The sequence below is a fragment of the Bacillus sp. B19-2 genome (assembly GCF_022832475.1).
Lineage (GTDB): Bacteria > Bacillota > Bacilli > Bacillales > Bacillaceae > Bacillus > Bacillus paralicheniformis.
In genome coordinates, this window is record NZ_JALHKQ010000004.1 from 41,326 (window position 1) to 65,547 (window position 24,222).

The 24,222-nt window shown below is 45.3% G+C and carries 21 protein-coding genes and 1 pseudogene; 10 read left to right on the forward strand and 12 right to left on the reverse strand.

Annotated elements, in window-relative coordinates; all coding sequences use genetic code 11:
- Nucleotides 1-43 precede the first annotated feature (43 nt).
- The 4 genes from MST20_RS16305 to MST20_RS16320 are packed head-to-tail and all read right to left on the reverse strand — an operon-like array spanning nt 44 to nt 3,651.
- Entirely contained in the window at nt 44-991 is a 948-nt protein-coding gene (locus tag MST20_RS16305) for a siderophore ABC transporter substrate-binding protein (protein ID WP_243943501.1), read from the reverse strand.
- 14 nt (nt 992-1,005) lie between these two features.
- The gene (locus tag MST20_RS16310) at nt 1,006-1,764 is read right to left on the reverse strand and encodes an iron ABC transporter ATP-binding protein (protein ID WP_243943503.1); all 759 of its coding nucleotides are present in this window, start codon (nt 1,762-1,764) and stop codon (nt 1,006-1,008) included.
- A complete protein-coding gene (locus MST20_RS16315) occupies nt 1,764-2,708 on the reverse strand; it encodes an iron chelate uptake ABC transporter family permease subunit (protein WP_243943505.1) in 945 nt (314 codons plus the stop codon). Before MST20_RS16315 ends, MST20_RS16310 begins: the two co-directional genes overlap by 1 nt.
- On the reverse strand, nt 2,698-3,651 hold the full coding sequence (locus MST20_RS16320; protein ID WP_020450170.1) for an ABC transporter permease: 954 nt from the start codon (nt 3,649-3,651) through the stop codon (nt 2,698-2,700). Before MST20_RS16320 ends, MST20_RS16315 begins: the two co-directional genes overlap by 11 nt.
- Nucleotides 3,652-3,928: 277 nt before the next feature.
- On the opposite strand from MST20_RS16320, the gene MST20_RS16325 reads away from it, so the two are divergent.
- The 3 genes and pseudogenes from MST20_RS16325 to MST20_RS21425 all read left to right on the forward strand — a co-directional run bounded on the left by MST20_RS16325 (nt 3,929) and on the right by MST20_RS21425 (nt 7,144).
- Nucleotides 3,929-5,290 carry an aspartate kinase gene (locus MST20_RS16325; RefSeq protein WP_243943507.1) on the forward strand — a complete coding sequence of 454 codons (1,362 nt, stop codon included), beginning with the start codon at nt 3,929-3,931 and terminating at the stop codon, nt 5,288-5,290.
- 135 nt (nt 5,291-5,425) lie between these two features.
- Nucleotides 5,426-6,193 (forward strand): annotated as a pseudogene (locus tag MST20_RS21420) (MCP four helix bundle domain-containing protein); the annotation flags it as partial.
- On the forward strand, nt 6,191-7,144 hold the full coding sequence (locus tag MST20_RS21425) for a methyl-accepting chemotaxis protein (RefSeq protein ID WP_481747921.1): 954 nt from the start codon (nt 6,191-6,193) through the stop codon (nt 7,142-7,144). The pseudogene MST20_RS21420 and the gene MST20_RS21425, both read left to right, overlap by 3 nt.
- Before the next feature lie 436 nt (nt 7,145-7,580).
- On the opposite strand, the gene MST20_RS16335 is transcribed toward MST20_RS21425, so the two are convergent.
- The 3 genes from MST20_RS16335 to MST20_RS16345 form a co-directional block, all read right to left on the reverse strand.
- Entirely contained in the window at nt 7,581-8,270 is a 690-nt protein-coding gene (locus MST20_RS16335; RefSeq protein WP_243943511.1) for a hypothetical protein, read from the reverse strand.
- A gap of 439 nt (nt 8,271-8,709) precedes the next feature.
- Nucleotides 8,710-10,137 carry a sensor histidine kinase gene (locus MST20_RS16340; RefSeq protein ID WP_243943513.1) on the reverse strand — a complete coding sequence of 476 codons (1,428 nt, stop codon included), beginning with the start codon at nt 10,135-10,137 and terminating at the stop codon, nt 8,710-8,712.
- Nucleotides 10,127-10,813: a response regulator transcription factor gene (locus MST20_RS16345; RefSeq protein ID WP_243943514.1), complete on the reverse strand. Its 687-nt coding sequence runs from the start codon at nt 10,811-10,813 to the stop codon at nt 10,127-10,129. Before MST20_RS16345 ends, MST20_RS16340 begins: the two co-directional genes overlap by 11 nt.
- A 217-nt stretch (nt 10,814-11,030) precedes the next feature.
- Between MST20_RS16345 and MST20_RS16350 the strand changes: the two genes are divergently transcribed.
- Entirely contained in the window at nt 11,031-12,470 is a 1,440-nt protein-coding gene (locus tag MST20_RS16350; RefSeq protein ID WP_243943516.1) for an ABC transporter permease, read from the forward strand.
- 15 nt (nt 12,471-12,485) lie between these two features.
- On the forward strand, nt 12,486-13,169 hold the full coding sequence (locus tag MST20_RS16355) for an ABC transporter ATP-binding protein (RefSeq protein ID WP_243943518.1): 684 nt from the start codon (nt 12,486-12,488) through the stop codon (nt 13,167-13,169).
- 299 nt (nt 13,170-13,468) lie between these two features.
- Here MST20_RS16355 and MST20_RS16360 read toward each other — a convergent pair whose 3' ends face one another.
- The 4 genes from MST20_RS16360 to MST20_RS16375 are packed head-to-tail and all read right to left on the reverse strand — an operon-like array spanning nt 13,469 to nt 18,234.
- The gene (locus MST20_RS16360) at nt 13,469-14,197 is read right to left on the reverse strand and encodes a MerR family transcriptional regulator (RefSeq protein ID WP_243943520.1); all 729 of its coding nucleotides are present in this window, start codon (nt 14,195-14,197) and stop codon (nt 13,469-13,471) included.
- 55 nt (nt 14,198-14,252) lie between these two features.
- Nucleotides 14,253-15,359: a GerAB/ArcD/ProY family transporter gene (locus tag MST20_RS16365; protein WP_243943522.1), complete on the reverse strand. Its 1,107-nt coding sequence runs from the start codon at nt 15,357-15,359 to the stop codon at nt 14,253-14,255.
- Nucleotides 15,360-15,383: 24 nt separating this feature from the next.
- A complete protein-coding gene (locus tag MST20_RS16370; protein ID WP_243943524.1) occupies nt 15,384-16,607 on the reverse strand; it encodes a Ger(x)C family spore germination protein in 1,224 nt (407 codons plus the stop codon).
- Nucleotides 16,591-18,234, reverse strand: coding sequence for a spore germination protein (locus MST20_RS16375; RefSeq protein ID WP_243943873.1), 1,644 nt, complete (start codon nt 18,232-18,234; stop codon nt 16,591-16,593). Before MST20_RS16375 ends, MST20_RS16370 begins: the two co-directional genes overlap by 17 nt.
- Nucleotides 18,235-18,358: 124 nt before the next feature.
- Between MST20_RS16375 and MST20_RS16380 the strand changes: the two genes are divergently transcribed.
- Nucleotides 18,359-18,577, forward strand: a complete 219-nt coding sequence (locus tag MST20_RS16380) for a YczF family membrane protein (protein WP_243943525.1) — start codon at nt 18,359-18,361, stop codon at nt 18,575-18,577.
- 23 nt (nt 18,578-18,600) lie between these two features.
- On the opposite strand, the gene MST20_RS16385 is transcribed toward MST20_RS16380, so the two are convergent.
- The gene (locus MST20_RS16385) at nt 18,601-20,337 is read right to left on the reverse strand and encodes a right-handed parallel beta-helix repeat-containing protein (RefSeq protein ID WP_243943875.1); all 1,737 of its coding nucleotides are present in this window, start codon (nt 20,335-20,337) and stop codon (nt 18,601-18,603) included.
- A gap of 290 nt (nt 20,338-20,627) precedes the next feature.
- Between MST20_RS16385 and MST20_RS16390 the strand changes: the two genes are divergently transcribed.
- From MST20_RS16390 to MST20_RS16405, 4 genes are all read left to right on the forward strand, one after another.
- Nucleotides 20,628-22,118, forward strand: a complete 1,491-nt coding sequence (locus MST20_RS16390) for a peptide MFS transporter (protein WP_243943527.1) — start codon at nt 20,628-20,630, stop codon at nt 22,116-22,118.
- A gap of 93 nt (nt 22,119-22,211) precedes the next feature.
- Nucleotides 22,212-22,670: a GyrI-like domain-containing protein gene (locus tag MST20_RS16395; protein WP_243943529.1), complete on the forward strand. Its 459-nt coding sequence runs from the start codon at nt 22,212-22,214 to the stop codon at nt 22,668-22,670.
- 167 nt (nt 22,671-22,837) lie between these two features.
- Complete coding sequence (locus tag MST20_RS16400) at nt 22,838-23,983, forward strand: phytase (RefSeq protein WP_243943531.1); 1,146 nt, start codon at nt 22,838-22,840, stop codon at nt 23,981-23,983.
- A gap of 76 nt (nt 23,984-24,059) precedes the next feature.
- Entirely contained in the window at nt 24,060-24,218 is a 159-nt protein-coding gene (locus MST20_RS16405) for a hypothetical protein (protein WP_023855642.1), read from the forward strand.
- Nucleotides 24,219-24,222: the final 4 nt, after the last annotated feature.

Consider the following 24,222-nt stretch of genomic DNA (forward strand, 5'->3'; position numbering starts at 1 on the left):
CAGACAAAAAGGCTGCCGGATATACATCGGCAGCCTCGCTCTTTTATTTTAATCCATTTTCGACTTCTGTCACCATTTCAGATACGGACTCAAGGCCTCCGCCTGACAGGTACCAGTAGCCTGGATCAAGATATGTGATATGGCTGTTTTTATAAGCTTTTGTTGATTTTACAATTTCATTTTCAATAACTTCTTTTGCTGTTCCTTTTTCGCCGATGGCAGCGCTTCGGTCGATGACAAACAGGTAATCAGGGTTCTTTTCAGAAATATATTCGGAAGAGACGCTTTGACCGTGAAGGGAAGCCTCGATGTTTTTGTCGGCAGGTTCAACGCCGAGCACATCGTGGATCAAACCGAATCTTGAGCCGCTTCCATATGCGCTGATTTGTTTATCGCTCGTTAGGACGACCAATCCTTTGCCGCCTTTTTCTTTCGCAATCTTGTTGGCTTTCTCTACTTTATCATCGATTTTCGCAAGAGCTTCTTTGACGGCATCTTCTTTATCAAAGATTTTCCCGATCTTTTCGGTGTTCTCTTTAAAGCTTTCCATGTAGTTCTTCTGGTCAAGCTGGATGTCGATCGTCGGTGCGATCTTTTTAAACTCGTCATACTGTTCAGACTGTCTGCCTTCGATGATGATCAAATCGGGATCAAGCTCTGCAATTTTTTCAAAATCAGGCTCTTTTAGTCCGCCGACGCTTTCATATTTACTGTCTTTATATTGTTTCAAGTAAGACGGAAGGGTTTGTTTCGGAAGGCCGACAACGCGGTCGCTCAAGCCAAGCTCGTCAAGCGTGTCAAGCATTCCGAAGTTGAAGACAACGACTTTTTTCGGATTTTTCGGTACATCTGTTGTATCGCTGTTATGTTTAATTGTGACGGTTTCTTTTTTAGAGGAAGATTTTGCATCTGTATCAGCAGCTTTGTTTCCGCAGGCGGCTACGACAAGAACGGTTATCAATGCCATAATCAATAAAGATAGTTTTTTCAATTCAAGTCACCTCATCATTTAAAATATACACAGATTTTTTGGTCTCCGATTTGTTGGATCGGAATGTCCATCTCATAGATGTCTTTCAGCACCGGCGTTTGGATAATGTCTTCGGCCGGCCCTTCTTTTACAATGCGCCCGTTTTTCAGGGCTGCGATTCTGTCTGAATAAACCGAGGCAAAATTAATGTCATGAATGACAATGACGATCGTTTTACCGCGATTTTCGACAAGGTCTTTCAAGAGCTTCATAATCTCTACTGAATGTTTCATATCGAGATTATTCAATGGTTCATCAAGCAATATATAGTCGGTATCCTGAGCGATAACCATTGCGATAAAAGCGCGCTGGCACTGGCCGCCGCTCAACTGATCGAGGTGTTTATGCTCAATCTCTCTCAGCTTCATATAATCAATCGCTTCGTCGACATATGCCCAGTCCTCTTTCGAGAGCCTTCCCTGTGAATAAGGAAACCTGCCGAAGCTGACGAGCTCCCTGACAGTCAGCCTGATGTTGATCTGGTTGGACTGCTTTAAAATGCTGATTTTTTTGGCTAAATCATTGCTTTTGTAAGCGCTGATTTCCTTGCCGTCAATCAGTACATTTCCGGCGTCCATGCCGATCAGCCTGCTGATGATGGACAAAAGCGTGCTTTTCCCCGCTCCGTTCGGTCCGATGAAGGACGTGATCATTCCTTTTTGTATCGTTAAAGTCGTGGGATGAACAACGGTCTGCTCTCCGAATTGTTTCATGATATCTCGTACTTCTATCATCATTTACGCTCCTTCAGCAACAGGTAAATAAAATAAATCCCGCCGATAAAATCAATGATCACAACAAGCGTCACCGTTAAACCAAACAGTTTTTCAACAATGAACTGGCCCCCGACAAGCGCAATGATGCTGAACAAAACCGCTCCGGGAATCAGGACGCTGTGCTTATACGTTTTAAATACCTCCCGCGCCACATTGACGACGAGCAGCCCCAAAAATGTGATCGGCCCCACAAGTGCAGTAGACACGGAGACGAGAACGGCGACGACAATCAGCATTTTCTTCACCGTCCGGTCGTAATCGATTCCGAGGTTGACGGCTTGATCCCTGCCGAGCGAGATGACATCAAAGTACGGATTATACCGCCAAGCGTAAACGAGAATCGCCAGAATGACCAGCGAAGCAATCATTAAAATATCCGTGTTCAAATTGTTGAAGCTGGCAAACATCTTGTTTTGAACAACTTGGAACTCGTTCGGATCGATCAGCATCTGCATAAAGGATGACAGGCTTCTGAACAATGTGCCGCATACGATTCCCACTAGCAGCAGCAAGAAGATGTGCCTTCCCCCGCGGCGAAACATCAGAAAAAACAGCACAAATGAAAAACAGACCATCAAACCGGTTGACAATAAAAAATTGCCGTTTTTACCGAGATCGGCAATTTTGGCTGCACCGAAAAAGTAAATAATCCCGGTTTGCAGCAGAACATAGAGAGAATCGAGTCCGAGGATGCTCGGCGTCAAAATTCTGTTGTTTGTGATCGTTTGGAAAATCATCGACGAATACGCAATCGCTGTCCCGACAACGATGATCGCAAAAACTTTGGCAAACCTCCGCGGAAGCGCATATTCCCATACAGACGGCAAACCGTAGAACAGAAACAAGCCGATGCAGACTGCAGCTATCACGATGAGTATAAGCATTTTCTGTTTATGACGCATAGGCTTTTCTCCTTAAAAGCAAGTAAAGAAAAACGCCGCTCCCGATGATGCCGACCATCAAACCAACCGAAATTTCGTACGGGTAAATGACGAGACGTCCCGCTATATCGCAAAACAAGACGAAAACGGCTCCGAGAACCGCCGTGTGAGGCAGGCTGTTTTTCAAATGATCTCCCCTGTAGATGGACACGATGTTCGGGATGATCAATCCCAAAAAGGGAAGCGTGCCGACCGTCAGGATGACGACGGACGAAATAATAGATACGATGATCAGCCCGATATTGACCACCCGCTTATAATTCAATCCAAGATTGATAGAAAAAGACTCCCCCATCCCGGCCAACGTAAATTTATTGGCAAACAGATAGGCAATGATAACGAGCGGTATACTCAGAAATAAGAGCTCATACCTCCCCTTCATGACAAGCGAAAAATTCCCTTCAAACCATGCATTGACGTTTTGAATGATATTGTACTGATAAGCCATGAAAGTAGAGATGGCGCTGACAACACTTCCGAGCATCATACCGACGAGAGGGATGAAGATCGCATCTTTGAACTTGATTCTGTCCAAAATTTTGACGAACAAAAAGCTGCCAAACAGTGCAAAAACAAAGGCAAACAGTATTTTTACCACAATTCCTGCAGACGAAAAAAGCACGATCGCAATGATCACGCCGAGCCTCGCCCAATCCATCGTTCCAGCTGTCGTCGGTGAAACAAATTTATTGCGCGTCAGCTGCTGCATGATCAGCCCGCAGATGCTCAAGCTCATTCCCGCAAGCACGATGCTGATCAAGCGCGGGATTCTGCTTATGTAAAGCGTTTGGATTTCGTCCTCGTTCAAGCGGAACAGGTCAAGAGGCGAAAGCTCCTTAACGCCGATGAATATCGAGCTGAACGAAAGAATGATGAGCATTAGCAATAAGTATCGTAATTTCATGCTGCAGTAGCCTCCTTGCACAACAAAGCAAACCCCTCCGCCATCGTTAATGATTATCATTATCAATAAGGGTCTTCATATATCTTACCATTTTTTCTGACATAGTCAATAAGATGAATAGATACAAAGGTTGAAACCATGCAATTTCCCCATTTTCAGTCCTCCTCAAAAATACATTTGTTCATTCCTGAAAGAAAAACCTTGATTCTTCTTGTAAAAAGCGCAATAATTAAATTTAAATTTATTTCGAAAATTTAAACTTTAGGAGATGTAACAAATGAAAGTCGTTAAATTTGGGGGCAGCTCGCTCGCGTCAGGGGCTCAGCTGGAGAAAGTATTTCAAATTGTCACTTCTGATCCGGAAAGGAAGGCCGTCGTTGTATCAGCACCCGGAAAACGGCACCCCGAGGATACGAAAGTAACGGACCTGTTAATCGAATGCGCCGAACAGTACTTATTATTAAAAAAAGCGCCCGGCCTGGTTGAGGCGATTGTCGGACGGTATGCCGATATCGCGCTAGAGCTCGGACTTGACGATGGTGTGATCGACCGGATCCGGGCCGACCTGCTTCAGCTGCTCGAAGGTGATAAAACAAATCCGGAACGGTTTATCGATGCGGTCAAAGCAAGCGGCGAAGATAACAATGCCAAATTGGTAGCGGCTTACTTCAAGCACCGGGGAGTTGAAGCGCATTATGTCAGTCCAAAAGACGCCGGGCTGTTTGTGACGAGCGAACCGGGCAACGCACAAGTCCTGCCCGAATCGTATGACAATCTGTTTCAGCTGAGACAGCAAAAGGGCATCATCATCTTTCCCGGCTTCTTCGGATTCAGCCGGGAAGGCGAAGTCATGACGTTTTCGCGAAGCGGCTCTGACATTACGGGTTCCATTTTAGCAAATGGATTGAAAGCCGAGTTGTATGAAAACTTCACTGACGTTGACGCCGTTTATTCTGTCAACCCGGCGATTGTATCCAACCCGAAAGAAATCCGCGAGCTGACTTACCGGGAAATGAGGGAGCTGTCGTATGCCGGCTTTTCCGTCTTTCATGATGAAGCATTGATCCCTGCTTTCCGGGCGCGCATACCGGTTCAGATCAAAAATACAAACAATCCGGACGCGGAGGGGACAAGAGTTGTCGCCACACGCGACAACACGAACGGACCTGTCGTCGGGATCGCCAGCGACAGCGGATTTTGCAGCATTTACATCAGCAAATATTTAATGAACCGCGAAATCGGCTTCGGACGCCGCGTTCTGCAAATCCTTGAAGATGACGGGCTGACGTATGAACACATTCCGTCCGGCATTGATGATATTACGATCATTTTAAGGCAGGATCAAATGGATCAAGCAGCGGAAAAGCGGATGATCAAACGGATCAAGGAAGAACTCGATGCCGATGAAGTGACGATTGAACACAATATCGCCCTGATTATGGTCGTCGGCGAAGCCATGCGCCATAACGTCGGAACGACGGCAAGAGCGTCAAAAGCATTGTCTGATGCCCGCGTCAATATCGAAATGATCAACCAGGGCTCCTCGGAAGTCAGCATGATGTTCGGCGTTAAAGAAGCTCAGGAAAAACAAGCGGTCCGCGCGTTATACCAGGAATTTTTCGCAAAAGTTCTCGTTTAAAAAACCCCTTTTTTTATGGGGTTTTTTTGTTGTCAGAAAATATCCCCTTCCCTAAAATTGCCTGCCTTAAACTCATTCACAAAACTGTTTTGAAAGCCGATATGTAAAGTAAATAAGTTGATGGGAGAACACCATATGAATCTGTTGAGAAATATAAAAATCAGAAGCAAACTATTTGTCATCATTATCATTTCAGCACTGGCTTTGTCGATTGTCGGCATCCAGGGGATAGGCGGGCTGAGCAAGCTTTCCAAAGGTTCAGAGGTCATCTATCAAGATCAATTGGTTCCCAACCAGTTGTTTGCAAAATTAAAAGCGAACAACCTTGATATTGATACGTACAAATTCGAATTGATGGTGACGAAAGACAATGATCGAAATGAAACATTGCAAAAACACATTAAGGAAAAAAACGAAGAAAACAGCACCTTAATGGAAAAAATCGATCAGCTGAAATTAATGGACAACGTCTCTGAAAAATACGAGAATTTCAAAACCGAATACAAGAAATTGCAAGATATCAGCAGCGAGATGCTCAGCTTGGCGGTGAAGAACGAAAATGATAAAGCATATGATGTCTATCTAAAAGAGATGGAGCCTCAAAGAGAAACGGTCAACCAGCTCATTGAGGACATTCAAACATTAAATGCTGATAACGCCAAAACGATCTATCAGCGGGATTCTAAAGAAGCCGGTTCAATCATCACGCTTCTCATCATTGTCATTGCTGCAGCACTTGTTTTATCCATCTCGATCGGCCTCTTAATGACAAGGCTGATTACAAAGCCGATCAAAGACATTCAGGCGCTGTTCGCAGAAACCGAGCAAGGCGATTTTACTGTCAAAGGAACATATCAATCGAAAGATGAATTGGGATTGCTGACATCATCATTTAACAAAATGGTAGCAGGCGTCCGTTCGATCATTGAAACGGTCGGCGAAACGTCGCACCAAGTTGCTTCTTCATCGCAAGAGCTGAGCGCCAGCGCGGATGAAAGCACAAAGGCGAGCGAGTACATCTCAACAACGATCCAGGAGCTTGCAGTAGGCTCCGATCAGCAGGTGGAAAGCGTTGAAAACAGCAGAACCGTTATTACGGGAATGACCGAGTTTGCCGGAAGAATTTCTTCAAATGCCGAAAAAGCGGCCGCCACCGCTGACCAGACGGCGATGATGTCGCTTGAAGGCACGAAAGCCATTGATAAAGTGAGCACTCAAATGAAGTCTATTAATGAAACGGTCGTCTCTCTCTCAGAAGCATTTAAACATTTAACAGAGCGTTCCAATGAGATCGGAAATATTACCGAAGTGATTACGAGCATCGCCGAACAAACGAACCTGCTTGCTTTAAACGCGGCCATTGAAGCGGCCCGTGCGGGAGAACAAGGAAAAGGCTTTGCCGTCGTCGCGGATGAAGTCAGGAAATTAGCTGAGCAATCGGCCCGCTCAGCAGAACAGATTACAAGATTGATTACGATCATTCAAAACGATACGAAGCAGACGATGAACTCGGTCATTTCGGCAACCGGCGAAGTCAAAGAAGGACTTGTCGTCGTTCATGAAGCGGGAGGCGCTTTCCAAAAAATCGAAAACTCGATTACGGAGGTCGTCACCCAGATCAATGACGTGACAAACTTGGTGAAAAACCTGACAGCCGGCGCAAGCGAAATCGAAACCGCCATTTCCGGCGTCAAAGAAGTTGCCGAAACAGCAGCGGGAAGCACGCAAACAGTTAGTGCGGCAACCCAGGAACAGCTTGCTTCAATGGAAGAAATCGCCGCCGCATCACAGATCCTCGCGCAAAACGCCGAAGAGCTGCAGCACCTGATCCAGAAATTCAAAATTAAAGATTAACAAAAACCCGCCAGACGATGTCTGGCGGGTTTCTACTGATAGTGACTCATATCCCAAAATGATTTTTAGCTTAAGATATAAGTTACATCCTTTCAGCTTGCACTTGTCCCGCAACTTTGTAGTCTTATGCGGAGAACTAGCACAAGTCAGACAATGAGTAACTTTTTAGAAAGTAATATAAATTTAATTTTAAATTATGGCCGTATCAAAAAGCGAAGTATATACCCAATGCAATTATTGTTTGAATTAAAGAAACTATAGCTATAGAAACAAAAGGAGATTTAAGCTTTCTTATATATGTATCATAAATAACATTAACAACTAGAAAACAGCCATAACCTATAATTGTTTCAAGTATTAACATTTTATTAAATCCCTCCATAAAAATAATATCGAAAGGCCTTGAGTTCTCAAGACCTTTCATATTTAGTTCTAATTAATAATCGAATTTCGCTCTTAAAACCCTGTATGTCCCTGAACCATATAAGCCAATATCAATATAGCCATGATATTTTACTGCTTGAAAAAGAGCTGTGAATGTGCCTTTACTCACTACTTTAATATAACTAGGATCTATCTTGTAAGCCTTAACACTATCAGAGGCGCTATAGGGCCAACCTGTTTGTGCATCACATTGATAAGAATACCCTTTTACTACAGCATTTCCTTTTTTGTTTTTGCCATAGGTGAATGTACCAAAGGTTCTCATAGTAAATTGATATGCAAAACCCTTCATAGTAATTCGATGAGAGTAATTTTTCTTTTTATTAGCTTGTGTAGTGAAATCCTTGGTTGAAATTGAATTAAGCTCTTGGGTTTCAAGTATAACACTTCCATATAAATCTTCTTCACCAATATTTTCTTCGACACTGATCTCTGTTTTACCTGTTTCGAGTTGTTTATTCACTTTAATCCTGGCCTCTTCTAAAGCCTTATTAGCCAGTTCAAAGTATTTTTTTTCAGTTATTTCTTTTTTTCCTTTCTTTTTCAACTCTTTATTTAACTTTTCAATTGGTTTTAATTGCTCCCCTTCTTGTTTCTCTTTAGCATTAATTAAGCTAGGCTCCATAACAATTAATCCTAGGATCATTATTAAAGATATTACAGTTACAATAAACTTTTTCATGATAATCACCCCTAAAATTTTCAAATTAAATATGAGTTGGCCAACTCATTTACATAATTCTACAATTATTTTAAATACCTTTCTTTTCTTCCTTAAATTCATATATAATTCAAAAAGTATATTTTTTTATACGGGTCTTTAAAAACTCCAGCTTCTTTTTTGATTCTCTAAGGCTATTAACTGTGAGAAATACAAGTCCAGAATGATATAGTTATAGGCCAAATCATAAAAATGGGTTAAGTAAGATACTTCTTTTATTTCAAGGCCTGTTTCATGTTAAGAGTAGTTCGGAGACAGACTATACATAAGGCATCGAAAGGACACCTCTTCCTCCTATACCTCTAGTACAAATAACAATATAGAGATCAATATCTTATTTTCACCAGTAAGAACAGACATTAGATTAACAAAAACCCGCCAGACGATGTCTGGCGGGTTTCTATTCATCATCATCTCTCGCTGTCAGCGGCAGACGGATGATAAATTTTGTTCCTTTGTTTTTCTCGCTTTCAATTTCTACCGTACCGTTGTGTAAGGAGACGAGCTGTCTGACGATCGACAGCCCCAGCCCGTATTCTCCGTAAGGGGTATTCGTCCGTGATAAATCTGCTTTATAAAAACGATCCCAAATGTTTTCAATATCCTTTTCATCAATGCCGATTCCGGTATCCTCTATTTCGATCACCGTCTCCTTGTAGTCTTCCCGGCCTCTCAGCCAAACGGTTCCATTCGTTGTGAATTGAATGCTGTTCTTCGTAATATTGACGAGTATCTGGATGAGCCGGTCGTAATCAGCATTGACCATCACATGATCCTCCACATCGATGATCAGCTGATTCTGTTTCTCCTCAGCCTGAAGCGCCAGCTGCTCTTTAATGATTTCAAACACTTCGATCAGCGGATAATGCAGCTTTTGCAGTGTAATCTGGTTGGAGCGGATTTTTTCATAATCAAGGTTTTCGTTGACGAGGCGAATCAGCCTTTTTGTCTCCTCCGTAATCAGCTTCATACATTTATCCTGCTGTTCTTCGGGTATCGTCTGGCTGTTCATCCCTTCCACTAAACCGCTGATCGTCGTCAGCGGCGTCTTCAGCTCATGTGAGACGTCAGTGATAAACTGCCGTCTCCGCTTTTCAAGCCGGTCGATTTCTTCGCTTGAGCTTTTTAACTTGCGGGCCATAATGTTAAAATCGTCTCCCAAATCACCGATTTCATCCTTATTGCGGTTTTCGATATGGATGTCATAATCTCCGGTGGCGACTTTTTTCGTTGCGTCGCGGAGCTTCTGAATGCGGGCGACATGGAATTTGGACGTCAGCCAGCTTAAAAAAATAGCGACTAAGATAACACCCGCCGCCGTAAAGAGCATAAAGCGGTTCATGTCGCTGATCATTTCCTCGGTCCCGCTGATCGGAGCGGTCAGCAGAATGCCTCCCTGAAATTCATTGTTGACGATATTGGGCAGCGCCACAACCGATACTTCCTCATTAAAACGGTTAAAGTCGGTTTTGACGACAACGGCCTTTCCATCTTTCAGCTCTTTCCATTCTTCATCACTGAGCAGCAGTTTTCGCGGCCGCAAATCGGCCGGCGTCATCAAGACCTCTTTCTTTTCATTAAAAAGAAAGAAGCTGATCTTCCTGCTTCGCAAAATTTCTTCAAACGGCTTCATAATGGCCGGCGCGCCTTTTGGCCGCATCTCCATTTCGCCCATGATGCGGTAGCCGTAAGAAGACAGCTCATCGACTTTGCTCTCGTATGCAAAGTCTTTGACAAAGTGGGAAAACAGCGCCCCGGTAATGAGAAAAGCCATAATTAATATACTGATGTGACTGGCCAGCAGCTGATAGAGATACTTAATCTTCATCGAACTTGTACCCTACTCCCCATACGGTATAAAGAAACGGCCGCGAGTCGCTGCCAAGCTTTTTTCTCAGCCTTTTAATATGAACATCAACGGTCCGCTCGTCTCCGTAGAATTGATATCCCCAAACCTGCTCAAGCAGCTGCTCCCTTGAGAAAACCTGTTTTGGACTTTGTACCAGGTAATACAATAAATCGAACTCCTTAGGCGTCAAATTTTGAATTTGAACGCCATCCAAAAACACTTCTCTCGTTTTTTTATTGATTTTAAAATGTTCCGTTTCAAGCGTGTCGCTGTCAGCAGAATCCTGCCGGCCGGCGCTTTGATACCTCCGGCTCACCGCTTTGATTCTCGCCACAAGCGCCAAAGGGCTGAACGGCTTTGTCACATAATCATCAGCCCCGAGCTCAAAACCGAGCACCTGATCTGATTCCGTATCCTTTGCCGTCAGCATAATAATCGGAACCGTGCTCTCTTCTCTGACCTTTTTGCAGATCGTGACTCCGTCCATCGACGGCAGCATGATATCGATGATCAGCAAATCCCAATCATCCGATTTAAAACGGTTATATCCTTCAAGTCCGTCATGGACGAACTCTGTTTCAAATCCTTCTTTTGCAAAAAACATTTCTGTCATTGTACATACGCTTAAATTATCCTCGATCATTAATATTTTCATCGTCAATATGCCTCCGCTAGACAAACGTTAGATTCATTTTACACAGGGCTCAACCATTTCTCAATTCCATTCTGAACATTTAAAGGACTGGCAACAGTTTGGTCATAATTTATTCATAAGTAGCGGCTAAGATGAAATTAAGCATAAGGCAAAAGTCCTGCTGCCATTTGACTTCGCAATCATAATAAATGAAATAGATACGGAGGAATCACACGTTATGAATTTTTTCAAACGAGCCTTTTGGAGCATGAAAGCGAAAAAAGGAAAAACACTTTTACAATTGTTTGTTATCACGATGATTTGCGTGCTCGTGCTGACAGGAATTACGATCCAGTCGGCGGCAGTGAAATCGAGCGAACTGGCAAGGGAACAGCTTGGAGGCAGCGTCACGCTCAAAGTTGACAGGGAAAAAATGATGAAAGAACAGCAGGAATCAGGAGAACTGAAAAGGTTTGAATCGACCCCCGTTTCTGTCAAATCAGCCGAGAAGCTTGCGAGCCTTGATTATGTCAAAAGCTATAACTACATCTCCTCAACGTCTGCTTTAGCGGACAATTTCGATCCGATCGAAAGCGGTGACGAGAATTCAACGGACTCAAACAGCGAGCAGCCGGCCGGACCGGGCGGCAATGAACAGGGCGGCCGGCAAATGATGCAGGCAGACGTATCAATCGAAGGTGTGACTAGCACAGCCCTTGTCGACGAATTTTCCGACGGGACGTCCAAGATCACGGAAGGCCGCGATTTAACAAAGGATGATGTGAATAAAAAAGTCGCCGTGATTGAAGAAACGCTTGCCGAAGAAAACGATCTGAAGGTCGGCGATACGATCAAAGTCAAAGCGAGCAGCGATGAAGCTACAACAATCAAATTAAAAATCGTCGGAATCTATCAAACGACTTCATCCGGTGATAATCAAGCGCAAAACTTTGCCTTTTTAAACCCTTATAACAAAATCTACACACCATATACGGCGGCATCGGCCTTAAAAGGCGACGATTATCAAAACGCGATTGATGAAGCGGTCTACAATATGGACGACGCCTCAAATATCGACGCTTTCATTGCGGCTGCCAAGAAAACAGGCATTGATTTGGATACATTCACATTGGATGCCAATGATCAGTTGTACCAGCAGATGGTCGGCCCGATTGAAAATGTCGCATCCTTCTCGAAAAATGTCGTCTATCTCGTCACAATCGCCGGAGCGGTGATCCTCGGACTGATCGTCATGATGTCAATCAGAGAAAGAAAATACGAAATGGGCGTTCTGATGGCGATCGGTGAAAAACGCTGGAAACTCGTCGGACAGTTTTTGACCGAAATCTTAATGATCGCAGTGCTTGCCATCGGCATCTCAGCATTAACCGGCAGCCTGATTGCCGGGCAAATCGGGAACCAGCTCTTGAGCCAGCAAATCGAACAAACGTCAACTAGCCAGTCCGCAGGCGGAATGATAGGGCCAAGCGGCGGAGGCTTCTTCGGGCAAAGGACGGCTCAAGTCTCAGCCATTGATCAGCTCGACATCCAAGTATCCTTCGGGGACTTGATGGCACTCGGCGGCATCGGCCTTTTAATCGCGCTGTTCGCGACGCTCCTTCCGTCAATATCTGTTTTAAGGCTCCATCCGAAAACGATTTTAACAAAACAAGAATAGAAAGAAGTGAAGATCATGGGCACTATTTTAGAATTTCAGAATGTCGGCTATTGGTATAAAAATCAGGATCAGCCTCTTTTCGAAGAGATCAGCATTCAATTCAGCCAAGGGCTCTTGTATACGATTGTCGGGACTTCCGGTTCCGGCAAAACGACCTTTTTATCGCTGGCAGGCGGACTTGATGTACCAAAAGTGGGAGACATCCTGTATAAAGGAGAAAACATTTCAAAAATCGGGCTGACCAGCTTCCGCAATCAATATGTATCGATCGTCTTTCAGTCCTATAACCTGCTGCCGTATATGACGGCTCTCCAAAATATCACATCGGCCATGGAAATTACAGGATCTCAGGTCAAAAATAAAGAACAATACGCTTTGGAGATGCTTGAAAAAGTCGGCATCGGCGAAAAGCAGGCCAGACAGAAAGTATTGACATTAAGCGGCGGCCAGCAGCAGCGTGTCTCCATCATCAGAGCGTTCTGCTGTGACACGGACTTAATCGTCGCCGATGAACCGACCGGCAACTTGGATGAAAATACATCAAAGGACATCGTCCGGCTCTTCCAAAACCTTGCCCACCAAGAAAACAAATGTGTCATCATGGTCACCCATGACGAACAGATCGCAAAGGTATCCGATGTCAACATCCGGCTTTCAAGGGGCGGCTTTACCGTCAAAAACCGCAGATCAGCAGGATAAGAGGAACGGCATGAGCCGTTCCCCTTCAGATTGTTGACCAAATCCCAAAACAGCTTTTTGTTTTGGGATTTGATCATCCTTTAAGCTCAGCGTGACCCGCAACCCTTGCAGTCTAGGAAGGCCGAGAATCGGAGCGACTTTCACAGGATGTGGTGACGGCGGCGTTCAGGCAGGACGCCTGGACGGTTAGCCGCCGATCCTTCACCTATTCGTGAGTACCGACTTAGCAGGCCTGACAACGAATGCGAGGGTTTGTCGACACGCTAAGAGGAACGGCATGAGCCGTTCCCCTTCTTTTATTATGAAGCAAAAGCTTCTGCAGCCGCCGCCAAATAATACGAGAGGCCCGTTTGCTGATTTTCAAGCATCCCGCGATGAAAATCATCTTCGATAAAGAAGCGTGTCTGCGTCTGAAAATCGCCGGGCGTGATCCCCAAAAACTTGAGGTGCCGTTTAATGGCGGTCTTTACTTGTTCATGGTCGTGTTTGACTCCATCTCTGAGCGCTTCGGCCATTCCATCCATAAAACGGGCCGCCTCTTCAGCTTTTTCATTCATTTCTTCCGCGATGACCGGTTCTCCTTTCAGCAAGTCGACGTCATATGCCTCCTTCAAATAGCGGTTCTGTTCGGTGAGTGCATCCTCCCATTCCCTGCTGCTTGAAAACCCTTTAAACATGCTTGATTGATCCATTGCTTCTCCTTTCCCGGCCTGCTGAATCGAGAGATCGATTGTAGAAATCAGCTGTTTTATCCTGTCCAAACGGGCAGTAAAAAGACGTTTCTGCTCAGATAAAATCGTCAACCGATCAGCTTCGCCGTCCAGTATTTGTTTAATTTCCTTGAGCGGAAATTCGAGCTCCCGATAAAACAAGATATGCTGCAGCCGTTCCAGCTCTTTTACCCCGTAAAGGCGGTAGCCGGCATCCGTCACCTCCGCGGGGCATAAAAGGCCGATTTTATGGTAGTGGTATAGCGTTTTGATCGTGATATTCGCCAACCCGGCCACTTCTTTTACCGTATAAAGCATCAAACTTCACCTCGTCTGTCATGTTAAAGGGTGCCCTAAGGGCGGGGTCAATCCATTACACGGCCTTTTTTTTATTTTTTTTCATTTTCGCATAAGCGACTAGGCAAATAAAAGCGGGAAGGATCACCTGCATCGGCAAATGGACATATAAAGGAACAAACTCGATTCCTTCTTTAACATGCTCCGAAATGTTGCTGGCAATGGAGACAGATAAAATCAAAATCACGATGCCGATGACATGAACAATTTTGGAGGGGTTTTTAATCTTGAATAAGACGGTCACGCCTTCGGTTACGGCATACATGAAAATGCTCATTTTAAAAAAACCGCCAATTACCAACACGAGCATGAAAAATACATCAAGCCTGTCCAGAAATTCGGCTACTTGAATCGTCTGGATCGTACTCAGCAATGGGAAGCGCGACCTCATATTGAGGTCGACGCCAAGCACGCTGATGTTCAATGCCACATTAAAAGCCAGGATGATGCCACTGATGGCGATTCCCAACAGCCCCGCTTTTTTCGCCTGTTTCTTTTCTTTTAAATACGGCAGGATCAATGTAAAGACGATAATTTCACCAAACGGAAAATACAGTGTTTGCGTGAACACGGCATGGAGCATCGGACCGGGGCCGTTTCCGAGAATGGGCAAAAGCTCTTTCGGTTTAATCAAGCCTGACGAAACAATTAAGATGAGGCCCGTGACAGCAAGCCAAAACATGATGCCAAACAGCAGCTCGCCTGAACGGGCCAGGACCTCGATTCCTTTCCTCACGGTAAAAATACAAACTGCAATCAACAATCCATTCGCGAAGATAATCGGCGTGTTCGGATAAGCCGATGTCAGCAGCATTTCGCCAAAATCGCGCAGTACCCTTGCCGCAATATAACAATAATAAACAATGTAGATAAACGTCAGGCCCCAGCCAACCGGTTTTCCAAAAATATTCATCAGCGTTTCATATGGAGAGGCATCAGGATTCACTTGGTAGAAAAAGTGGTGCATCATAAACAAAGCCAGTCCCCCGGCTGTTCCGAACAAGATCGCGATCCAGGCGTCCTGTTCTGCAGATTGTCCCGGAAAAATCAGCAGAGAGCTGCTGAGTTCAAACAGAACAATCAGCACGAACAGCTGTGAAGCACTGATTTTTGCTTTCTCCATTTAAAGCCCTCCTCTCTCTTTCATTCAAGAACGCCCTTCGTGATGATTCAAAATGTTCGGGTTGTTCCTTAAACCCGTTCTCCTTACATATGCGTTAACCGTAATGTCGACATCTGTGTCAGGAAAGTACCGGTTGCTCCACTCACCCTCCACCTTTTTCCACACTTTCGGGTGGTTGCGATACACAATATCACCGAATTGCAGAACATCCGTCTTGTTTCGCTTAGCAACATCAATCGTATGCTGCAATTCATTTTTCAGTTCCTTTGCCAGCCTCCTTTCGATGTCGCTCAGCACTTTTGGATCATCAAGGTGAATCGGCACAGTGGTTTCGCCGATGTCCCCTTCCATGTCGACGTCAACCGAAATCGCCGGCTTGCCGTTTTTAAGATGAGATCTGATTTTTGTTTTTTGGCGGATGACGTCAAATGTGACGGCATCTTTTTCGTGATTCAATGTAGTTGTCAAATACGTTCTGCTGATTTTATTGCGCAGCCATAAAACGCCTCGCGCGGTTTTGCCTTCAAGCCAGTTGACGAGCTTGCCCTCTTTAATGACTGCCAGCCCGTCCGCTTCGACTATTGCCTCAGGAGATGTAGACTGCACGTTTTCCATCTTTTCACCCTTCTCCTTGTTTCCGGTTACTTTAAAAGAAGAAATAATCGGGTGCTTTGACTTCGATGTCAAGCACTTGATGACATCCTGTACGCTCGTCTTCATATGTTCTCCCAAATGCTCTTCAGTAAATTGCAGTGTCTTGTTTACTTTATTTGACGGGATCTTATCGATCGGCGTCAGCGTCCGGATGAATGTTTTCGCTTTTTGGCCGCGGGAAATAATAATCGTCGACGTTGAACGAAAATCGGTATCCCGGTCAAGAACATCAAGAATTTTAATCAAGCCTTCTTTCTTGGCGAGTTTTTCATCAACAACCACGAGGTTCGTGTGGGAGTAATAAATTTCCCGCGACATTTTCGCCGACGCGTGCCTGCTCATTTCCGTCAGATTGTTGCCCGTCACAGAATAGCTTGAAACCGGCGGCCTGTCTCCTCCCTGTCCGCCTTGAAGGCCGCCTGTCACATTGATCGGATTGACGATCTGATAGCTCAATTCGTAATCTGTATCTTTACCTTTATCAATACCGATGGCAGTGATCAGCAGCAAATCTGTCAGCTCTCTTTTATCCCAGCATCCTTGAAGAAGAACAATGGCGGCCAGCAGGAGCACAATCTTAAGGCTTCGTTTCATTTGGATCACCATCTTCTTGTTTTGTCTTCATATCGCCTGAATCCGGAGGCTCGGGTTTCTGGTATTCTCCTTGGCGCACCTTATTGTCATTGCCGATCAGTTCAGGCCGCTTCTCATGTGTCCACCAAGGCAAACGAATGATGGAGTCGCCCCAGTTTTTCAAAATAAACGGCGCAAAAGGAGTCATATATGGAACACCGAATGAACGGAGGCTGCTTAAATGGACAAACATAATGATCAGTCCAAGAATAATACCGTAGAAACCCGTTGTCGCCGCGGCTAATATGAAGAAAAACCGAACCAGCCGCGCGGATATCGCCATGGCGAAGGAAGGTGTGGCAAAACTTGAAATCGCTGTGATCGCTACGACGATGACCATCGCCGGCGACACAATCCCCGCCTGAACCGCCGCCTGTCCAATGACGATCGCTCCCACAATCGAAACGGCAGAACCTATCGCTTTCGGAAGCCGGATGCCCGCCTCTCGCAAAATTTCAAACGAAATTTCCATGATCAGCGCTTCCACCACAGCCGGGAACGGCACGATTTCACGCTGCGCGGCAATTACGATCAAAAGCTCCGTCGGGATCATTTCCTGGTGAAACGTCGTCGCACCAACGTAGACGGCAGGCGCAATAAGCGAAATAAAAAAGATCAACACGCGTAAAAAGCGGATGAACGTCGCAATGTCAAAGCGTGAATAGTAATCCTCAACAGATTGAAAAAATTGAATAAAAACGGCAGGGACAAGCAGGACAAACGGTGTACCGTCAACAAAGATGGCGATCCTTCCTTCAAGCAGATTCCCTGCGACCATGTCCGGCCTTTCGGTATGATATACCGTTGGAAAGGTCGTAAATACAGCGTCTTCGATAAACTGTTCAATATATCCCGATTCAAGGATGCTGTCGATCTCAATGCCAGCCATCCTTTTTTTGACTTCTTTCACCGTTTTCGGGTCGCACACTCCGTTGATATACATGATCGCCACATCGGTTTTTGTGACGCTTCCCATCGTCATTTTTTCAACCCAAAGATTCGGGTTTTTAATGATTCGGCGCACCAAAGAAATATTCGTGTCGAGAGATTCGATAAATCCCTCACGTGAACCGCGGAATGCCTGCTGATTTTCAGGCTCCTTGATCGAACGCTTTTCCCCGCCTTTCGTGGTCGTAATAACCGCTGTTTCCGTCCCCTCGGCCAAAATGATCGTATCCCCTGCCATCAAAGATTCAAGCATCTTGTCCAATCGCTTTTCTTTTTCGACACCGCCCAGCGCGACGGCATCACTTGCAATCGTCTCGAGAACATCCCGTCCGTACTCCTTTTTCGCTAATTCTTCAGAGCTCATGATCGATTCCAGCAAAAAGTCGTGAATCGCTTTCTCATCTGTAATGCCGCCGACATAAACGACGGCTATTTCGATTTTCTCGTCAGCGCCCGTTTTTAATTTGCGGATGACAATATCCGCGCTGTTTCCGGTCGTTTCTTTAATCACGCTCAGGTTTTCGGCAAGCAATGGGCGCACAAACCCGGATACATTTACGGTTTCCGGGTTTTTAGCTCCGCTCATAAGAGATTCTTGTTTGTTATCTTTTTGATGACGACCTTTAAAAAAGAATGGCATGGCTGTCAGAATCCCCTTTTCGTTTTTCATATTTTTCCTTACGAAAGCACATTTATACTATTCCCGGGGGAATAGTGCTTTATGAAAAGAGAAAAAATAACGGGGAACGGAGAGTGGTGAAAAGTTGAAACTGATCGGAATCGGGCTTTTATTATTTGTTTCCTTAGAGACTTTTGCTGTCATGCTTGATGTATTTCAAGGCATGACCTTGCAAAGGGCCGTATCAAACTCCCTGACGTTTGCCATCTTAGAAGTGGGCGAGTGGATCATGATCCTTTTATTTTTATTTATCATTTTTCTCGAAGCCTCGGCGAACTTCCGCAAGAAGAAAAAAAGGACATAAAAGGCTCCCTATCAAAAGGGAGCCTAAACTTCGATATTTCTATTAACCGTATCTGTCTCGTGGGAATGGATCATTCCTTTGACAATCGTATTGCCGATGATCAGGGTTTGTCTTGACGTATTGGTTTGAATTGCCGTTATCCTTGCGGCCGTATTGCTGCGGAGTGTGTTGTTGAGGATCGCCGAGTCCGACGATTGGTCAAGATAAATGAGGATAGCCGGCAAGGACGGCCTGCTGAGCGTGATCGTATTGCCGATAATCTCGTGTGTTCCACGGGTGAGATACATCGTGACGATCAGCGGTGAATCTTCGATGTCGTTTCCGATTATTTTTGTATGCTGATTTGTCGAGCAGTATATTGGAAAGTTTCTGAAACGGGTGAAGGTGTTTTGCCGAATGACTGCCGAAGCCGTATTTGTGACGGAGACAGCATATGACTCCGGCACCGTTTGAAAGCCGGCCGGCGAAATAAAGTTTCCTTCTATCACAGCATTTCCTTGTGATATCCAGATGCCTCTGGAGAATTGCTTGATGACGTTATCCTTTATTTGGACGTCATTGCCTGTGCTCCTGACCGCAAGAACGACATTTGCGATCTGATTGCCGGAAAACGTTACATTGTCTGATTGCATGATGCTGAGAGCGGTGCCGGACCTTTGCTCAGGCACGTCGTTTTCGATATCATTCCCTTCAATAAAGATTTGCGACGCTTGATAAGCAAGAATTCCGGCATTTACAAAATCACGGATTTGATTTCCCGTGGCAAAAACGCTTTTTCCGCGGATATCGATGCCTGTCGAAAAACCGGAAATCAAATTCCCCTTGATAACGGCATCGCTTCTTGCTTCCAAAGCCCCTACACCGAGGCCGTTAATTCCGATGCCCTGTCCGGTGGATTCGGGGTTTTTCTTGATGATATTGTTTGCAATCGTCGTACTCGTCCCGTATCCGTATGAAATGGTGCCGTCTGCGATATTGCCTTCGATGATGACAGAAGTCCCGTTGAAATTGGAAATGGCATTGTTGACATTGCCTTTTAACACGTTGTTTCGGATGATGACATTGACGGGTTCTTCATAGACGATGTCTCCTTCACCGTAGCCTTCTATATCAATGCCAAAACGGGGAGCCGTTCCATTGCCTGTCCCCGCATCTGCAATTTCGCATCCTTCAATAAGAACATTGTCGCACCCTGTGATTGACAAATTATTTCTTCTGGAGCGCCTGATTTCACAATCGGTTACCTTAATACGCTCCGACGGCTTATAGCCGTCTCCTCCGTTGCTGATAATGATTCCGTCTCCTGTAAAATCGGCTATTCTCACATGATCAATGACGACATTTGACGCCCCTTCAATACAAATTCCAAATCCCCATTCATGGGTCGGTCTCGGCGCCGGTGTATATGTGTGTTCACCCCTTTCCCCAATGATGCTGCCTCCGGATATTTTCACATTGGATGTTCCGCCTATATAAAAAGCAGCGTATCCCCATGAGCTGTTCGGTTTTACCTTGATGACGGCCTCCGCGTCCATCAAAATTTCAATATTGCCCGGAACATTGATGCCGGCGCCGCGAAACGGAGCACGCTGGTCGCCGTTTTTCGTCCCGTCAATCAGGTACGTGCCGTTCGGTATCCATACCGTGTTGTATCCCATCGACTTTGTCCATGCCAAACATTCGTTGATTGCATTTGTGGAGTCTGTTTTGCCATCGCCGACAGCACCGAACTTTGTCGCGTCAACCACTGTCATTCTCATTTCCTCAGGTTGCTGCTGCACGCTGTTTTCAGCCTCCTTTTGTAAAACGGTTCCCGATATATATATGCCAATCTAGTAAAATCCGCTTGTACATGAGATAGATAAAATTTTATTAAAAAATCTTTTCATCCGAATTTTTTTCCAAAACTTTTTACTATCCGCTTGTAAAGCGCTTCACAACTTGTTGCATCATCGATCATACATTCAAATCGATTGAAGGTGTATTGACACGAACATTATATAAGAATATGATTTTTATAATAGACATAGAAAGAGAAGGAGTATTGCGAATGTCAAACCATCAAAAAGAAACTTTTCAAAACATTCCGCAAAAGGGGTTTTTTGGACATCCCCGCGGACTCTTCACTTTATTCTTCACTGAATTTTGGGAGCGTTTTTCATACTACGGTATGAGAGCCATCCTTATCTACTATTTGTATACAGAGGTGACAAAAGGCGGCCTCGGGTTTGATCAAACCACAGCGAACTCGATTATGGCCGTATACGGTTCCCTCGTCTATATGTCCGGCATCATCGGAGGCTGGATAGCGGACAGGCTCCTCGGAACGGCAAACACCGTGTTTTACGGCGGCGTGCTCATTATGTTCGGACACATTCTTTTGTCATTCCCGGGAAGCGTCCCCGCGTTTTTCATCAGCATGTTCTTGATCATCATTGGAACAGGCCTTTTAAAACCAAACGTATCAAGCGTTGTCGGCGAGTTATACAGCCCTGAAGACACCCGCCGCGATTCAGGTTTCAGCATCTTCTATATGGGGATCAACCTTGGCGGATTTCTCGCGCCGATTATCGTCGGCACAGTCGGCCAGACATACAACTACCATCTCGGCTTCAGCCTTGCTGCCATCGGCATGCTGTTCGGACTGCTGACCTATTTGGCGACACGCAAGAAAAACCTCGGACCTGCCGGAAGAACGGTACCGAATCCGCTGACACCCGCTGAAAGAAAAATGGTGTTCGGACGGATTGGAATCGGTGTTTTGGTGATCGCTGCCATCTTTGGCTATTCCGCCTTTATGGGCTGGATGACAATCAAGCTGTTTACGATGATCGTCAGCTGTCTCGGTATTTTGATCCCGCTGATTTATTTCATCGTCATGTTTAAAAGCTCCAAAACGACGAGTGATGAACGTTCCCGTCTCACAGCTTACATTCCGCTGTTTGTCGCATCGATGATGTTTTGGGCAATTCAGGAACAAGGCGCCAATATTTTAGCCACCTATGCAGATAAACGCACTCATTTAGAATTTTTAGGTGTCCAATTGCACTCATCTTGGTTCCAGTCGCTGAATCCGTTGTTCATCGTTGTGCTTGCACCGGTTTTCGCATGGATTTGGATGAGGCTCGGCAACCGTCAGCCGTCAACGCCGACGAAGTTTTCACTCGGCTTGATTTTAGCCGGACTGTCATTTGTCGTCATGATTTTCCCTGCTTATATCAACGGCACTGAATCACTTGCCAATCCAATGTGGCTTGTGCTCAGCTTTCTGATCGTCGTTCTCGGGGAATTGTGCTTGTCTCCAGTCGGATTATCCGCAACGTCAAAGCTGGCTCCTGCGGCATTCTCAGCGCAGACGATGAGTCTGTGGTTCCTGTCAAACGCTTCTGCACAGGCCATCAACGCACAGATCGTCAGATTTTACAGCGCTGATACCGAGATCGCCTACTTCGGCGTCATCGGCGGTGTATCCATCCTGCTCGGAATCATTTTGATGTTGCTGTCACCAAAAATTCAGAAATTTATGAAGGGTGTCAATTAAAAAGCAACAGACCGATACTCCTTTTCTGAAGGATTTGCTTCTTGTCCGGCGAATAACTGAATAACCAATCGGTGCAGGATGGGAGGATAAAATATGGAGATCAAAAAGACGGCAAAGCCCGGATTTGTTGGTATTGGCTTTTCACAAACGGTTTCATTCGAAGAAGCCCGGGCGAAAAAGCTCCATGGCATCATTCAGCAGCTGAAAGACCGGCGCGGAGAAATAGTCGGTGTTCAAGAAGACAGCGGTATGTGGGCCATATCGGATCATCACGGCGAAGGGGAATTCACTTTTTATATACTAATGGAGACGGAGAGCCTCCCCGAAACCCTTCCGGAAGGAATGATCAGCTATCAGGCCCCCGCTCTGACATATGCTCATACAAGGCATCCGCAGCATGAGCGGCCTGAAGTGACTTATCAAAAAGTCTATCAATGGATCAAAGATCAAGGTCTTCGTTTAAATTGTGACGCTTTTACACAATTGGAATTTTACCCGATGGATCAGGATTTAAACGAACTTGCGTATCATATATACATTCCGATTCAATGAGAGATAGCGATGTTAAAGGCAGCCCCCGGAAAAAATTCCGGGGGTTTTCTTTGCGGTTACACACTCTAGAGTATCGGCGGTCTTTTTTAACAAAAGTTTACATCCCCTCAAATGATAATTTTCATTGGTTTGCTAGGATAAGTGTTATCAAAAGGAGGTTTTAATATATGAACTTTTACAAAACGCTCGCTTTATCAACACTTGCAGCATCTTTATGGTCCCCCTCATGGAGCAGTCTCCCCCATAACGAAGCTGCGGCTCACAAAGAATTCACGGTGACTGCCGATGCAGAGACAGCGCCGGTGGACACCCCTGACGACGCGGCAGATGACCCGGCGATTTGGGTTCATCCGAAGCAGCCTGAAAAAAGCAGGCTCATCACAACAAACAAAAAATCGGGCTTAATCGTCTACGATTTGAAGGGAAAACAGCTTGCGGCCTATCCATTTGGCAAATTAAACAATGTCGATCTGCGCTACAATTTTCCGCTCGATGGCAAAAAAATTGATATTGCCGGGGCCTCAAACCGGTCAGACGGCAAAAACACGGTTGAAATTTACGCCTTTGACGGCAAAAAAAGCAAGCTGAAGAACATCGTCAATCCTCAAAAACCTATTCAAACCGATATCGAGGAGGTATATGGCTTCAGCCTGTATCATAGCCAGAAAACCGGCAAGTTCTACGCCATGGTGACCGGAAAGAACGGAGAATTCGAGCAATATGAACTGTTTGACAACGGAAAAGGACAAGTCGAAGGCAAAAAGGTCCGCTCATTCAAAATGGGCTCTCAAACAGAAGGACTTGCGGCAGATGATGAATACGGCAAAATGTACATCGCCGAAGAAGATGTTGCGATTTGGTCTTTCAGCGCCGAGCCGGTCGGCGGAGATAAAGGAAAAATCGTCGATCGTGCCGACGGACCGCATCTAACCGCTGATATTGAAGGGCTGACGATTTACTACGGAGAAGACGGAGAAGGGTATTTGATCGCATCCAGTCAGGGCGATAACCGCTATGCCATCTATGACCGGCGCGGGAAAAATGACTATGTCACCGCTTTTTCAATTGATAATGGCAAAGAAATCGACGGGACAAGCGATACCGATGGAATCGACGTCATCGGCTTCGGCCTCGGCAAAACATATCCATACGGCATCTTTGTCGCCCAAGACGGCGAAAATACGGAAAATGGACAACCGGTCAATCAGAACTTCAAAATTGTCTCCTGGGAAAAAATCGCCGACGCGCTGGATGACAAACCTGATATCGATGATCAAGTCAATCCCCGAAAACTGAAAAACCGAGCCAAATAAGGACGGATCCGCAGGTATTTCCCGCGGATTTTTCACATCCCTTCATGTTAAGATAACAATTAATGGAGGGATGGTATTGCGTCTAAATCTTTATGCTGTAGTGTTTATCATGTTGGCGGTTTTATCAAATGTGGTGCTTCTCTTTATTTTCGATCAAGGTGTGTTGGCGTATATTTCAGCTGTCATCTTCCTGCTCGCTGCTGCATGTTGCACGAAGCGCCGTCCTGAAGAATGAGGCT

Coding starts and splice junctions, on each gene's coding strand:
- MST20_RS16365 (WP_243943522.1), bottom strand. CDS start 15,359: ATGGAGAAAGCAAAAATCAGTGCTTCACAGCTGTTCGTGCTGATTGTT.
- MST20_RS16360 (WP_243943520.1), bottom strand. CDS start 14,197: ATGCTTTATACGGTAAAAGAAGTGGCCGGGTTGGCGAATATCACGATC.
- MST20_RS16310 (WP_243943503.1), bottom strand. CDS start 1,764: ATGATAGAAGTACGAGATATCATGAAACAATTCGGAGAGCAGACCGTT.
- MST20_RS16375 (WP_243943873.1), bottom strand. CDS start 18,234: ATGCCATTCTTTTTTAAAGGTCGTCATCAAAAAGATAACAAACAAGAA.
- MST20_RS16325 (WP_243943507.1), top strand. CDS start 3,929: ATGAAAGTCGTTAAATTTGGGGGCAGCTCGCTCGCGTCAGGGGCTCAG.
- MST20_RS16385 (WP_243943875.1), bottom strand. CDS start 20,337: ATGAGAATGACAGTGGTTGACGCGACAAAGTTCGGTGCTGTCGGCGAT.
- MST20_RS16355 (WP_243943518.1), top strand. CDS start 12,486: ATGGGCACTATTTTAGAATTTCAGAATGTCGGCTATTGGTATAAAAAT.
- MST20_RS16370 (WP_243943524.1), bottom strand. CDS start 16,607: ATGAAACGAAGCCTTAAGATTGTGCTCCTGCTGGCCGCCATTGTTCTT.
- MST20_RS16390 (WP_243943527.1), top strand. CDS start 20,628: ATGTCAAACCATCAAAAAGAAACTTTTCAAAACATTCCGCAAAAGGGG.
- MST20_RS16315 (WP_243943505.1), bottom strand. CDS start 2,708: ATGCGTCATAAACAGAAAATGCTTATACTCATCGTGATAGCTGCAGTC.
- MST20_RS16400 (WP_243943531.1), top strand. CDS start 22,838: ATGAACTTTTACAAAACGCTCGCTTTATCAACACTTGCAGCATCTTTA.
- MST20_RS16345 (WP_243943514.1), bottom strand. CDS start 10,813: ATGAAAATATTAATGATCGAGGATAATTTAAGCGTATGTACAATGACA.
- MST20_RS16335 (WP_243943511.1), bottom strand. CDS start 8,270: ATGAAAAAGTTTATTGTAACTGTAATATCTTTAATAATGATCCTAGGA.
- MST20_RS16320 (WP_020450170.1), bottom strand. CDS start 3,651: ATGAAATTACGATACTTATTGCTAATGCTCATCATTCTTTCGTTCAGC.
- MST20_RS21425 (WP_481747921.1), top strand. CDS start 6,191: ATGGTAGCAGGCGTCCGTTCGATCATTGAAACGGTCGGCGAAACGTCG.
- MST20_RS16350 (WP_243943516.1), top strand. CDS start 11,031: ATGAATTTTTTCAAACGAGCCTTTTGGAGCATGAAAGCGAAAAAAGGA.
- MST20_RS16395 (WP_243943529.1), top strand. CDS start 22,212: ATGGAGATCAAAAAGACGGCAAAGCCCGGATTTGTTGGTATTGGCTTT.
- MST20_RS16340 (WP_243943513.1), bottom strand. CDS start 10,137: ATGAAGATTAAGTATCTCTATCAGCTGCTGGCCAGTCACATCAGTATA.